The organism is Nguyenibacter sp. L1 (assembly GCF_035199985.1).
Classification (GTDB): Bacteria; Pseudomonadota; Alphaproteobacteria; order Acetobacterales; family Acetobacteraceae; genus Gluconacetobacter; species Gluconacetobacter vanlangensis.
This window is the reverse complement of the sequence record NZ_CP127015.1, coordinates 380,567-392,857: the sequence shown is the minus strand read 5'-3', so window position 1 is coordinate 392,857 and position 12,291 is coordinate 380,567. Positions and strand designations below refer to the sequence as shown.

Annotated in this window: 12 protein-coding genes; 9 read left to right on the top strand and 3 right to left on the bottom strand. The window is 70.4% G+C overall.

The genetic code is table 11. The annotated features are described in order from the left end of the window. Positions 1–13 precede the first annotated feature (13 nt). From yihA to QN315_RS01730, 5 genes are all read left to right on the top strand, one after another. Complete coding sequence (gene yihA / locus QN315_RS01750) at positions 14–685, top strand: ribosome biogenesis GTP-binding protein YihA/YsxC (protein ID WP_323991244.1); 672 nt, start codon at positions 14–16, stop codon at positions 683–685. A gap of 47 nt (positions 686–732) precedes the next feature. After that, positions 733–1,662 carry an acetylglutamate kinase gene (gene argB, locus QN315_RS01745; protein WP_176639460.1) on the top strand — a complete coding sequence of 310 codons (930 nt, stop codon included), beginning with the start codon at positions 733–735 and terminating at the stop codon, positions 1,660–1,662. A 144-nt stretch (positions 1,663–1,806) separates the two neighbouring features. Then, positions 1,807–2,652 (top strand): 2,3,4,5-tetrahydropyridine-2,6-dicarboxylate N-succinyltransferase, encoded by an 846-nt coding sequence (gene dapD, locus QN315_RS01740; protein ID WP_323991243.1) that lies wholly within the window; start codon positions 1,807–1,809, stop codon positions 2,650–2,652. Between the two features lie 11 nt (positions 2,653–2,663). Next, positions 2,664–3,824, top strand: coding sequence for a succinyl-diaminopimelate desuccinylase (gene dapE / locus QN315_RS01735; RefSeq protein ID WP_323993749.1), 1,161 nt, complete (start codon positions 2,664–2,666; stop codon positions 3,822–3,824). Beyond that, positions 3,821–4,468, top strand: coding sequence for a hypothetical protein (locus QN315_RS01730; protein WP_323991242.1), 648 nt, complete (start codon positions 3,821–3,823; stop codon positions 4,466–4,468). Before dapE ends, QN315_RS01730 begins: the two co-directional genes overlap by 4 nt. Positions 4,469–4,632: 164 nt before the next feature. Here the strand turns inward: QN315_RS01730 and QN315_RS01725 are convergent, their stop codons facing one another. The 3 genes from QN315_RS01725 to QN315_RS01715 are packed head-to-tail and all read right to left on the bottom strand — an operon-like array spanning position 4,633 to position 8,009. Next, a complete protein-coding gene (locus tag QN315_RS01725) occupies positions 4,633–5,454 on the bottom strand; it encodes an ABC transporter permease (RefSeq protein WP_323991241.1) in 822 nt (273 codons plus the stop codon). A 54-nt stretch (positions 5,455–5,508) separates the two neighbouring features. Next, on the bottom strand, positions 5,509–6,426 hold the full coding sequence (locus QN315_RS01720; protein ID WP_323991240.1) for an ABC transporter permease: 918 nt from the start codon (positions 6,424–6,426) through the stop codon (positions 5,509–5,511). After that, positions 6,423–8,009, bottom strand: coding sequence for an ABC transporter substrate-binding protein (locus tag QN315_RS01715; RefSeq protein WP_323991239.1), 1,587 nt, complete (start codon positions 8,007–8,009; stop codon positions 6,423–6,425). The genes QN315_RS01720 and QN315_RS01715 overlap by 4 nt, the downstream gene beginning before the upstream one ends. Positions 8,010–8,126: 117 nt before the next feature. Between QN315_RS01715 and QN315_RS01710 the strand changes: the two genes are divergently transcribed. Genes QN315_RS01710 through QN315_RS01695 form a run of 4 tightly spaced genes read left to right on the top strand, consistent with a single transcriptional unit; the run spans position 8,127 to position 12,059 of the window. Continuing rightward, complete coding sequence (locus tag QN315_RS01710; protein ID WP_323991238.1) at positions 8,127–9,578, top strand: M81 family metallopeptidase; 1,452 nt, start codon at positions 8,127–8,129, stop codon at positions 9,576–9,578. Then, on the top strand, positions 9,575–10,576 hold the full coding sequence (locus tag QN315_RS01705; protein ID WP_323991237.1) for an ABC transporter ATP-binding protein: 1,002 nt from the start codon (positions 9,575–9,577) through the stop codon (positions 10,574–10,576). Before QN315_RS01710 ends, QN315_RS01705 begins: the two co-directional genes overlap by 4 nt. Continuing rightward, positions 10,573–11,334, top strand: a complete 762-nt coding sequence (locus QN315_RS01700; protein ID WP_323991236.1) for an ATP-binding cassette domain-containing protein — start codon at positions 10,573–10,575, stop codon at positions 11,332–11,334. The genes QN315_RS01705 and QN315_RS01700 overlap by 4 nt, the downstream gene beginning before the upstream one ends. Beyond that, the gene (locus QN315_RS01695; protein WP_323991235.1) at positions 11,331–12,059 is read left to right on the top strand and encodes a copper homeostasis protein CutC; all 729 of its coding nucleotides are present in this window, start codon (positions 11,331–11,333) and stop codon (positions 12,057–12,059) included. Before QN315_RS01700 ends, QN315_RS01695 begins: the two co-directional genes overlap by 4 nt. The last annotated feature ends 232 nt before the right edge of the window (positions 12,060–12,291 follow it).

Genomic DNA, 12,291 nt, shown 5'->3' with positions numbered 1-12,291 from the left:
GAATGCGGGCCTGATGTCGGAGTTTCACATCCCCCCCCGTACCGAGGAGGAAGAGGAGCAGTTGCGCGAAGCCGGGCGGCTGCTGTTCGCCGGATCGTGCGATTTCTTCTTCGGCGCCCAGCGGCTGGACCAGTTGCCGCCCACCGACATGCCGGAAATCGCGTTCGCGGGCCGGTCGAATGTCGGCAAGTCCAGCCTGGTCAACGCGTTGACGGGGCGCAAGGCCCTGGCCCGCGCGTCGTCCGAGCCCGGTCGGACCAAGCAGCTCAATTTCTTCAATCTTGCCGGGCGGCTGACCCTGGTGGACATGCCGGGCTATGGCTATGCCAAGGCCGCCAAGGCGGTGAAGGAAGACTGGCAGGGGCTGATGTTCGATTATCTGCGCGGCCGGCCGACCCTGAAGCGGGTGATCCTGCTGCTGGATTCCCGGATCGAGATCAAGGAATCGGACCGGGCGGTCATGACCCTGCTGGACCGCGCCGCCGTGACCTTCCAGATCGTGCTGACCAAGTGCGATGCGCCGCGCCCCGGCGCGCTGGCGGCCAAGCGCGCGCAGGCCGCCGAACTGGTCCGCCAGCATCCGGCGGCATACCCCGATATCCTGGCGACCAGCAGCGAGAGCGGGCTGGGCATCCCCGAACTGCGTGCCGAGCTGGCCACGCTGGCGCTGTCGCAGGCGCAATGATCCTTTATGACTACCCGGACGACGATTAAGACGACAGGCAGCATGCGATGAGTGACACGGGCAACGCGATCGCCGGCACCGAGGTGCAGAACCTGAAGGACGCGCAGGAACGCGCGGCCGTCCTGGCACAGGCGCTGCCGTTCCTGCGCCGCTATGCCGGCGACACCATCGTCGTCAAATATGGCGGCCATGCGATGGTGGAGGATTCGCTCTCCGAGGCATTCGGCCACGATATCGCGCTGCTGAAGCTGGTGGGCGTGAACCCGATCGTCGTGCATGGCGGCGGGCCGCAGATCAGCGCCATGCTGAACCGGCTGCAGATCCCCTCGACCTTCGTGGATGGGCTGCGCGTCACCGACGCCGCGATGGTCGACGTGATCGAGATGGTCCTGGCCGGCAAGGTCAACAAGCAGGTCGCCGGCCTGATCAACCAGGCCGGGGCCCTGGCGGTCGGGATTTCCGGCCGCGACGGCGGGCTGATCACCGCGCGGCGGCTGCGGCGCACGGTGCGCGACGCCGACAGCCAGATCGAGAAGGTGCTGGATCTGGGATTCGTGGGCGAGCCGGTGCGCATCGACCCGCGCGTACTCTATGCGCTGTCGGGCTCGGGCCTGATTCCGGTCGTCGCCCCGGTCGGCGCGGGTGAGGATGGCGAGACCTACAACATCAACGCCGACACGGCCGCCGGCGCGATCGCCGGCGCGGTGCATGCCACGCGCCTGCTGATGCTGACGGATGTGCCCGGCGTGCTGGATGAAAACGGCGAGCTGATCCCCGAACTGACGGCCGAGGAGGCAAGGCGCGGCATTGCCAGCGGCATGATCAGCGGCGGCATGATCCCCAAGGTCGAGACCTGCCTCGAGGCCGTACGCAGCGGGGCCAAGGCGGCGGTGATCCTGGATGGACGCGTCCCGCATGCCTGCCTGCTGGAACTGTTCACCGAGGCCGGGCCGGGCACGCTGATCCGCGGCGAGTGACGGCCCCGCGGCACGGAGCGGCCCACGGCCGGGCCAGGATCGAGAGTCGTTGACAGCATGGGGCATCCTCCGCATGGTCCCGCGACAGGATGACCGCGCGGCGGCCCGGCAGCGCCGCCGCCACTGACACAGGATTGCAGAGTTATGAACGACGAGCACGCCCTACGGACCCAGATCGAGGCGGCATGGGATCGGCGCGACACGCTGTCCTCCGCCACGACCGGCCCGGATCGCGACGCGGTCGAACAGGCGCTGGCCGGGCTGGATGCCGGCACGCTGCGGGTCGCCGGCCCGACCGACGCGGGCTGGGTGGTCAATGAATGGCTGAAGAAGGCCGTTCTGCTGTCGTTCCGGCTGAATGACAGCCAGGTGATGCCAGGCGCCCCCGCGCCGTTCTATGACAAGGTGCCGCTGAAATTCGCGGGCTGGGACGACGCCGCCTTCGGCCAGGGCGGTTTCCGCGCCGTGCCGGGCGCGATCGTTCGCCGGTCGGCCTATGTGGCGCCGGGCGTGGTGCTGATGCCCAGCTTCGTCAATGCCGGCGCACGGGTCGAAAGCGGCACGATGGTCGATACCTGGGTGACGATCGGAAGCTGCGCGCAGATCGGCCGCAACTGCCATATCAGCGGCGGCGTCGGAATCGGCGGCGTGCTGGAGCCGCTGCAGGCCGCCCCGGTGATCATCGAGGATGATTGCTTCATCGGCGCGCGGTCGGAAGTGGCCGAAGGCGTGATCGTCGAGCGCGGCAGCGTGCTGTCGATGGGCGTGTTCCTGGGCGCGTCGACCAAGATCGTCGACCGGGCGACGGGCGAGGTCTTCGTCGGCCGCGTGCCGGCCTATTCGGTCGTCGTGCCCGGCACCCTGCCGCCGCGCGAGGCGAGCAGCGCGGACGGCAGGCCCCTGCCGTCGCTGGCCTGTGCCGTGATCGTCAAGCGCGTCGACGAACGCACCCGCGCCAAGACCTCGATCAACGAGCTGCTGCGGGATTGACCGGCGCGGCCATGCAGGGCGACGGCCCGCGGGAGGGGGGCAAGGGCGCCCTGGACCTGGCGCAGGCGCTGATCCGCGCGGCGTCGGTCACGCCGGACGACGGCAGTGCGATCGGGGTCCTGGCCGCCTGCCTGCGCGGCCTGGGCTTCACAGTCGTGGATTTGCCCTTCGGCGACGGCGCCCAGCGCACCCCCAACCTGTTCGCCCGGCTGGGGCAGGGGGCGCCGCATCTCTGCTTCGCCGGACATACCGACGTCGTGCCGCCCGGCCAGGCGGGCTGGAGCTGCGATCCGTTCGCGGCGGAATTGCGCGGCGGCGTGCTCTATGGCCGCGGGGCCTGTGACATGAAGGGCGGGATCGCCGCGTTCGTGGGGGCCGTGGAACGGGTTCTGGCCTCCGGCCGGCCCCTTTCGGGGTCCGTCAGCCTGCTGATCACCGGCGACGAGGAAGGGGCGGCCGCGTTCGGCACCGTGAAGGTGCTGGAGTGGATGAAGGATTCCGGCCAGATCCCCGATTTCTGCCTGGTGGGCGAGCCGACCAATCCGGAACGGCTGGGTGACGTCATCAAGATCGGGCGGCGCGGCAGCCTGAACGCGCGGATCGTGGTGCCGGGTATCCAGGGCCACGTCGCCTATCCGCACCGTGCCGACAATCCGGTGCACCGGTTGCTGGCGATCCTGTCCGAGGTGACGGCGCGGCCGCTGGACGAGGGCACGGACTGGTTCGAGCCGTCCAGCCTGCAGGTGACCAGCGTCGATGTCGGCAACGACGCCACCAACGTCATTCCCGGCCGGGCCGAGGCGCGGCTGAATATCCGCTTCAACGACCTGCATACCGGCCAGGGCCTCGCGGACTGGATCGCCGGTATCGTCACGGCCCACGCGCCGGCCGCCGAATTGCACGTGCGGATCAGCGGCGAGGCCTTCCGCACGGAACCGACGCCCGAACTGGACGTGCTGGTGGCGGCGATCCGCGGCGCGACGGGGCGAACCCCGCGCCTGGACACGGGTGGCGGCACGTCCGATGCCCGGTTCATCAGCCGCTATTGCCCGGTGGCGGAATTCGGCCTGGTCGGGGCCAGCATGCACAAGGTGGACGAGCATGTGCCCGTGAGCGACCTGCTGGCGCTGACGGACATCTATGCCGCGTTTCTGGAAAGGTTGGTGGGATGATGCAGGGACGCGGGGTGAAGCAGGGGCCGCTGCCCGGCAGTCCCGGCGCGATTTTCCGCGGCATGGTGCTGCTGGGACGGGGGCGGCGCGACGGCATGAACTGCTTCGGCGCGACCGCCGATTCGGTCCTGACCGCGCTGGCGCCGCGCGTGGCGCTGTGGCTGGTCGGCAGCCTGCTGACGCTCGCCCATGCGCCGACCGCGATCAACGGCACCAAGGTCCTGCTGTCGCTGTGCCTGGTTCTGGCCCCCACGCTGGTCACCCATCAACTGGCCCAGCTATGGGGGCGGCAGGCCCTGTGGCCGCGCTATATCACCGCCGCCCTGTGGTGCGACTGGCTGGTGCTGTTCATCATGCTGGGCACCGTCGCAATCCTGGGCACCGTCCTGGGCATGGTCCTGCCGCGCGGTATCGGGGCGATCGGCGCCGGAGTGATCCTGAACGGCGTCGTCATCGTCTATAATCTGTGGCTGACCTGGTTCGTCGCCCGGGTCGGACTGGCCCTGGGCGCCTGGCGGGCCGTGCTGCTGGTGCTGGCCATCGTCGCCGTGTTTCTGGCGCTGAGCGAATTGTCGGTCGTGCTGCCGCCGCATTACGCGCCATGGCAGGATTTCCTGGCGATGCCGCCGCCCGAATCGCGGTAGAGCGAATCGCGGTAGCGCGAAAGGGGGCGCTGCGCGACCGGATCGCCGTCGCGCCACGCGCCGATGATCGCGCGGCTGTCCAGCCCGGCCCCCCGCCCAGGGCGATGTTCACGTCCAGCCCCGCAGGGCGGACGCGATGTTTTCCAGCGTGGCCAGGAAGGCATTCACGGCGGGCCGCTTCGCTCCCTCAGCCCGTTCCGCAGCCCGTCGCCCAGGCAGTTGAGCCCGATGACGCTCAGGGCGATCGCCAGGCCGGGAAAGAGGCAGGGCCAGAAGGCGGCGCCGAGCGCATTGCGCCCGTCGCTCATCATAGTGCCCCATTCGGGCATCGGCGGCTGCGCGCCCAGGCCAAGGAAGGACAGGCTGGCGGCGGCCAGCACGACCGTGCCGGAACTGAGTGTCGCCTGCACCAGCAGCGGCCCGGCGGCATTGGGCAGGATATGGTGAATGACGATCCGCGTCCGGCTGGCCCCCAGGACCCGCAGCGCCTCGACCCAGGTGGCGTGGCGCAGGCTGGCCGTCAGGTTGCGCGCCAGGCGCACATAGGCAGACACGGAAAACGCCGCGATGGCCAACAGCGCATGGAACAGCCCCGGACCGAGAAGGCTGACGACGAGCAGTGCCAGGATCAGGCCCGGAAAGGCGAACAGCACGTCCGAGATCGTCATGATCGTCCCGTCCAGCCAGGCAGGCGCCATGCCCGCCGCCAGCCCCAGTGGGATGCCGATGCCGGCGGCTACCGCCAGGCTGACCAGGATCTCCAGGATCGTCAGGCGCAACCCGTGGACCAGGCGCAGCAGGATGTCGCGGCCGAACGCATCCGTCCCGCAGGGGTGGGCGAGCGAGGGCGCCTGCAGCACGTGATAGAGGTCCTGCGCCGCCGGATCGCCGCCCAGCAGCATGGGCCCGAACAGGGCGGCAAGCAGCCCGCCCCCGCACAGCAGGGCGCCCAGGATCAGTTCCGGGCTGAGGCGCGGGAACGTCATGTTTCGTGCACGCCGCGCGTACATTTCTACCGTATCCACCTGGCCGCCCCCATGTCAGTGCCCACGCTGGCGAGGATCGAGCCGCATGATCGCCAGTTCGGCCAGCAGATTGATGACGAGCACCCCCAGGACCGAAAGCAGGGTTACGCCCTGGATCACCGGATAGTCGCGATAACGCACGGCATCGACCAGCAAGCGGCCGATCCCCGGCCAGTCGAACACGGTCTCGGTCACGACGGCGCCGCTGATCAGGCCGCCCAGGTTCAGCCCCGCCACCGTGACCACCGGGACCATGGCGTTGCGCAGGGCATGACGCGTCATGATCCGCCAGGGCGGCAGCCCCTTGGCGCGGGCGGTGCGGATATAATCCTGGTCCAGGATCTCGCACAGGCCGGCGCGGGTCATGCGCAGGATCAGCGCGGTCGGCAACAGCGCCAGGACGGATGCGGGCAGGACATAGTGCCGCCAGTCCCCCGCCCCCATCAGCGGCAGCCAGTGCAGGCGGACGGCGAACAGTTCCATCCCCAGAAGGGCGACCCAGAAGCCGGCGAGCGAGGACCCGACCAGGGTCGCCGCCATCAGCAGCCGGTCCGGCCATGCCCCGGCCCGCGCGGCGGCCAGTGCCCCCGCCGGCACGCCGGCCAGCAGCGCCAGCCCGTAGGCCAGGCCACCCAGGGCGAGCGTATAGGGCAGGTGAGTCGCCAGCAGGTGCCGTACCGGGGTGCCGTCGCGCAGGGACAGGCCCAGGTCGCCACGCAACGCATGCGCCAGGAAGCGCATATATTGCGCCGGCAGGGGCAGGTCGAGGCCGAGCCGGGCATGCAGCGCCCGGATGACGCCGCCGGGCGCCTGCGGCCCCGCAAGCAGCCGCGCGGGATCGCCGGGCAGGGCGTGGATCGCCGCGAAGATGATGGCCGAAACCGCCAGCATGATGAAGGGCAGGGCGGCGGTGCGCCTCAGCAGCGCGGTCATGGCGCCGCCCATCGGGCGGAGGTGACGGCGATCTCGCCGTCCGGCAGGGATTGGACCCCGTCCAGGCCTCGTCGGACACCATACAGATTGTCCTGCACATAGAGCGGCAGGATCGGCGCATCCCGGGCCAGCCGATCCTGGATCGCCGCATAGTCCCGCGCCCTGGCGGCGGGATCGCCTGTGCGCGCCGCGCGGTCGATCGCGGCGTCGATCTCCCGATTGCGGTAGAAGCCCAGATTGGCGCCCGCGGGCGCCGCGCTGGCGCTGGCATAAAGCGGGCGCAACTGCAGGTCGGCGATGAACGGCGCGGACCATGATGTCAGCACCATGCCGATGTCTTGCCGGGCCTTGTCCGCCGGCCCGGCGAAGGCCGACTGGACCCACACGCCCGCTTCCTGCCGGCGGATACGCAGCGTGACGCCGATGCGCCGCCACATGGCCTGCAGCGCCTCGGCGATCGGCTCCTCGGGTTCCTGGACCACGACGGTCACGGAAAATCCCCGCGCCAGGCCGGCTTGTTGCAGAAGGGCGCGCGCCGCCGCGGGATCGGCCCGCTCCTGTCCGGGCGCACAGGGTTCCGACCCGGCGATGTCGGGTGTCAGCGCATGGCAGGCGGGTCGCCCATAGCCGTGCAGAAGGCCGGCGACCAGGGCCTGCCTGTCGATGGCCAGGCCCAGGGCGCGCCGCACGCGCGCATCGTCCAGCGGCGGCAGGGTGGTGTTCAGCGCGGCCCAGAACTGCGCCGCGCCGCGTCCGCCATGGATGACCGCCCGCGCGGCGGCGGGTTGTCCCGACGCGTACAGCCCCGCGAAGACCGGCGCCAGCGGCATGACGGCGTCGGCGTCGCCCGTCTGCAACGCCATGTTCGTCACCGAAGGTTCGGACGACCAGACCCATTCGATGCGCGTCAGCGCCGGTGGCGCACCCCAGTAGCGCGGATTGGCGCGGGCGCCGACATGCGCGCCGTCCTGCCAGTCGACGAACATGAACGGCCCCGTCCCGTCGGCATGGCGCCCCAGCGTGCCGCGCGCCGCCGCCAGGGGCGAGACGATGGCCGCCTGGGTGATCGACAGCAGGGAAAGCAGGTCGGCATAGGGATGGACCAGGGTAATAACGACCGAGGCGCCCTGCCGCCGGACCGAGGCGATCGTCGCACGGAACGCGCCGGCCCCGGCAAGTGCCGCGTCGGGATCCAGCAGCCGTCGCAACGAGGCCACGACCGCGTCGGCATCGCAGGGCGTGCCGTCATGGAAGATGATTCCCGGCCGCAGGGCGAAAATCCAGGCCATGCCGTCGGGCGACACCGACCATGCGGTGGCCAGCCAGGGACGGATCGACCCGTCGGCGTCCTGGCGCACCAGGCTCTCGTAGAACGGGGCGAGGATCGAGCGCGTCGCGGTGGCGTTCTGGTCGGCCGGATCCATGCTGCGCGGCGGCTCGGCCAGCATGACCGTCAGCCCGCGCGCCAGGGAGCGGTTCGGAAAGGCCGGGCAGGCCGCCAGGGCGACAAGAAAGGCGGCGACATGAAGGACCAGGGATCGCCGCACGCTGCTCCCGCCGGCAGGCTGCCTGAATCGTTTCATTATTTCATTGACTTTATTCGCGCGGGATTGGTTTATCAAACGAAATAAAACCGGAAGACATTCCCCGCGGGGCGGCCGGCCTGCGCCGGGGGATTCTTTTGTCGGGAACGACTGGACATGACGACACGGCCCCGGATCGCATTCGGCGGAATCCATACGGAATGCAGCACCTACAATCCCGTGCCGAGCCAAATCGAGGGTTTCCGCATCCTGCGCGGCGCCGACATGCCGGATGCGCCCTATTTCGCCTTCCTGAAGGATTTCGACGCCGCGTTCCTGCCGCTGCTGCACGCGCGGGCGGTGCCCGGCGGTCCGGTGTCGCACGCGGCCTACGAGGCGATGAAGCAGGAATTCCTCGACCGCCTGCGCGACAGCCTGCCGCTCGACGGGCTCTATCTGGCGATGCACGGCGCGATGTTCGTCGAAGGCATGTGGGATGCCGAGGCCGACTGGATCGGCGCGGCGCGCGCGCTGGTCGGTTCGGACTGCCTGGTGGCCGCCAGCTATGACCTGCACGGCAATGTCAGCCAGCCGATCGTCGACGCGCTGGACATTTTTTCCGCCTATCGCACGGCGCCGCATATCGACGTGACGCGGACCATGCACCGGGCGGTCGACATGCTGGTCCAGGCCCTGCGGACCGGCATCCGGCCCCGGATCGTGTGGGCGCCGGTGCCGGTGCTGCTGCCGGGCGAACGCACCAGCACCGAGGACGAACCGGCGCGTTCGCTCTATGCCCGCCTGCCGGGTTTCGACGCCCGTCCCGGCATATGGGACGCGGCGCTGATGGTCGGCTATGTCTGGGCCGACGAACCGCGGGCCACGGCGGCGGTCGTCGTCACCGGCACGGACGCGGCCGCGCTGGAACAGGCGGCGGCCGAGAGCGCCCGGGCCTATTGGGACGCGCGGCATGATTTCGTCTTCGGCATGGAGACCGGCAGCGTCGCGCAATGCGTGGACCGGGCGCTGGCGGCCGGGACGGCGCCGGTCATCGTCGCCGATTCCGGCGACAATCCCACCGGCGGTGGGGTGGGCGACCGGGCCGACATCTTGGCCGCCTTCGCGGCGCGCGTGGACGCGGATGGCGTGGTCTTCGCCGCCATCGCCGACGCGGCGGCCTGCGAACGGGCCTTCGCGATCGGCACGGGGGCGGAGACGCGTTTTGCGATCGGTGCGACGCTCGATCCCGCCGGCGGGCGGGTGACGCTCGATTGCGCCGTGGTCAGGCTGGCGGACCATGCCGATCCGCGTGAGCGCGAGGCCGTCCTGCGGCATCGCGGCCTGACGATCGTGGTGTCGGCCCGGCGGCGCCCCTATCACATGATCGCCGATTTCCGCCGGCTGGGGCTGGACCTGGCGACGATCCGCATCCTGGTCGTCAAATCCGGCTATCTGTCGCCGGAACTGGCGCCGCTGGCCCGGCCGGCCCTGATGGCGCTGTCGGATGGGGTCGTGAACCAGGACGTCGCGCACCTGACGCGCCTGCGGACGCACCGTCCGACCTTCCCGTTCGATACGGAATTCGACTGGACGCCCATGCCGCGCGGGCAGGCGGCTCGCCGGGCGTGACGGCGGCGCCTGTCCTGGCCCTGGAAGAATTGCGGGTCGCGTTCGGCGGGGTCGCTGTGCTGGACGGCGTGTCGTTCACCATCGGACGGGGCGAAACCCTGGCCCTGGTCGGAGAATCCGGTTCGGGCAAGAGCGTCGCGGCGCTGGCGGTGATGGGGATGCTGCGCGGCGGACGGGTCAGCGGCGGCCGCATATTGTTCGGCGGCGCGGACGGCGCCGTCGACCTGGCCGCGATGTCCGAACGCGCGCTGCGCGCCTATCGCGGCCGGCGGATCGCCATGATCTTCCAGGAGCCGATGAGCGCGCTGAACCCCGCGATGCGCATCGGTGCCCAGTTGGGCGAATGCCTGGCCCTGCACCGTCCCGAACTGCGCGGCGGCACGCGGCGGGAGGCGGCCGCGGGGCTGCTGGCCCGCACCGGCATCGCCGATCCCGACCGGTGTCTCGGCGCCTATCCGCATCGTCTGTCGGGCGGGATGCGCCAGCGGGTGATGATCGCGATGGCGCTGGCGGGGACGCCGGCGCTGCTGATCGCCGACGAGCCGACGACGGCGCTCGATGCCGGCACGCGGGGGCGTATCCTGGCGCTGATCCGCGACCTGGCGGCCGAAAGCGGCACCAGCACGTTGTTCATCACCCATGATTTCGGCTCCGCGGCGGCGATCGCCGATCGGGTGGCGGTGCTGTATGCCGGACGGATTCTCGAGGATGGTCCGATCGGTTCCGTGCTGCGCGCGCCGCGCCATCCCTATACGCGTGGATTGCTGGCCGCGATGCCGGATCCGGACGGCATGGTCCTGGAGGGGCAGGGACGGCGGCGGTTGCGGACGATGGCGGGCGCCGTGCCGCCGCCGGGCGCGCGCCCCGAGCACTGCGTTTTCGCGCCGCGCTGCCCGCAGCGCGCGGATGTCTGCACGGCCGGCCGGGTCGATGCCCGGTCCGTCGATGCGCGTCGCGTCGCCTGCGCGCGGGCGCAGGACTGGCTGGTCGCGCCGTGACGCCCCTGCTGCAGGTACGCGCCCTGCGCGTGGCCTATGGCGCAGGGCCGTTCTGGCGGCGGCGCCCCGTTCCGGTGGTGCGGGATGTGTCGTTCGATGTCGGACGCGGCGAGATCGTCGGGCTGATCGGCGAATCCGGGTCGGGCAAGAGCACGATTGCCCGCGCGATCGTCGGGCTGGCGCCGGTCAGCGGGGGAGAGATCCTGCTGGCCGGTGAACGGGGGGTGGCGCCGCGGCGGGCGCAGATGATCTTCCAGGACCCGTTCGCCAGCCTGGATCCGCGCATGACGGTGGGCGCGCAGCTTGCGGAAATCCTGGCCATCCACGGTCTGGCGGCCCCCGCCGCGCGGCGGTCGCGCGTCGTCGCGCTGCTCGAGCGGGTCGGATTGTCCGAAGCGGCCTGCGACCGCCTGCCGCGCGCGTTCTCCGGCGGCCAACGGGCGCGGATCGGCATCGCCCGGGCTCTGGCGGCGGAGCCGGAACTGCTGATCGCCGACGAGGCCACGGCGGCGCTGGATATCTCGGTGCAGGCGCAGGTCCTGAACCTGCTGCTGGACCTGCGCGATGAATTGGGTCTCGCGGTCCTGTTCATCACCCATGACCTGGCGGTGGTGCGCGTGCTGTGCGACCGCGCGCTGGTGCTGCGCCGGGGAGAGGTGGTCGAGGCCGCGGAAACCGCCACCCTGTTCGCGGCGCCCCGCCATGACGACACGCGGGAATTGCTGGCGGCGCATCGTCCGGCGGGGGGATCGGCATGATCGGTCTGGAAGTCTGCGTCGATGACGCGCGCGGTCTTCGGGCGGCCCAGCAGGCCGGCGTGGCCCGGGTCGAACTCTGTTCCGCCCTGGCGCTGGGCGGCCTGACGCCGGATTGCGGCCTGATGCGGCTGGCCGCGTCGCTGCCGGTCCCGGCCTATGCGATGATCAGGCCCCGGGCCGGCGACTTCCTGTTCGACGATGACGAGGAAGCGATGATGCTGGCCGACATCGCGGCCGCGCGCGCGGCCGGACTGGCCGGTGTCGTGCTGGGGGCCAGCAGGGCGGATTTCACCCTGGATACGGCGATGCTGGCCCGGCTGTCGGCGGCCTGCGGCCCGATGGGGCGGACGTTGCATCGGGCCTTCGACCTCGTGCCCGATCCGGTGCGGGCCCTCGAGGTCGCGGTGGAACTGGGCTTTGCGCGGATCCTGACGTCCGGCGGCGCCCCCACGGCGATGGAGGGCGCGGAGGGCCTGCGCCGCGTGGCCGCGGCCGCATCCGGCCGGATCGAAATCATGGCCGGCAGCGGCGTCAACCCGGCCAATGTCGCGGCGCTGGTGCGGCGTACCGGCGTCGGCGCCGTGCACGGATCCTGTCGGGGACCGGCGCGGCCCAGTCCTGCCGCAGTGGTCTCGCTGGGCTTCGGTGCCGAACGGATCACGGCGGATTCCGGGGTGGTCCGCGCGATGGTGGACGCCCTGGAGACCTGCCGGAACGGCCCGTGACCGGATCGCCTCAGGACGTCGTTTAATTTAGTGGCAGAAAATAATGATCAATAGCGATCCGAACTGGAATGGAAGATCCGGCGGATACAGGACGATCTTTTTCCCGCGGAAATAACTTTGTTCCGTTAATTAAACTATTGCGACAGAGAAACGTCGTCTTTAGGGTCTGTTCGGACATGCGCGGCCGTATGTTCCCGCATGGGGGCGGGTGACGCGATCTATCCTTTAAAAA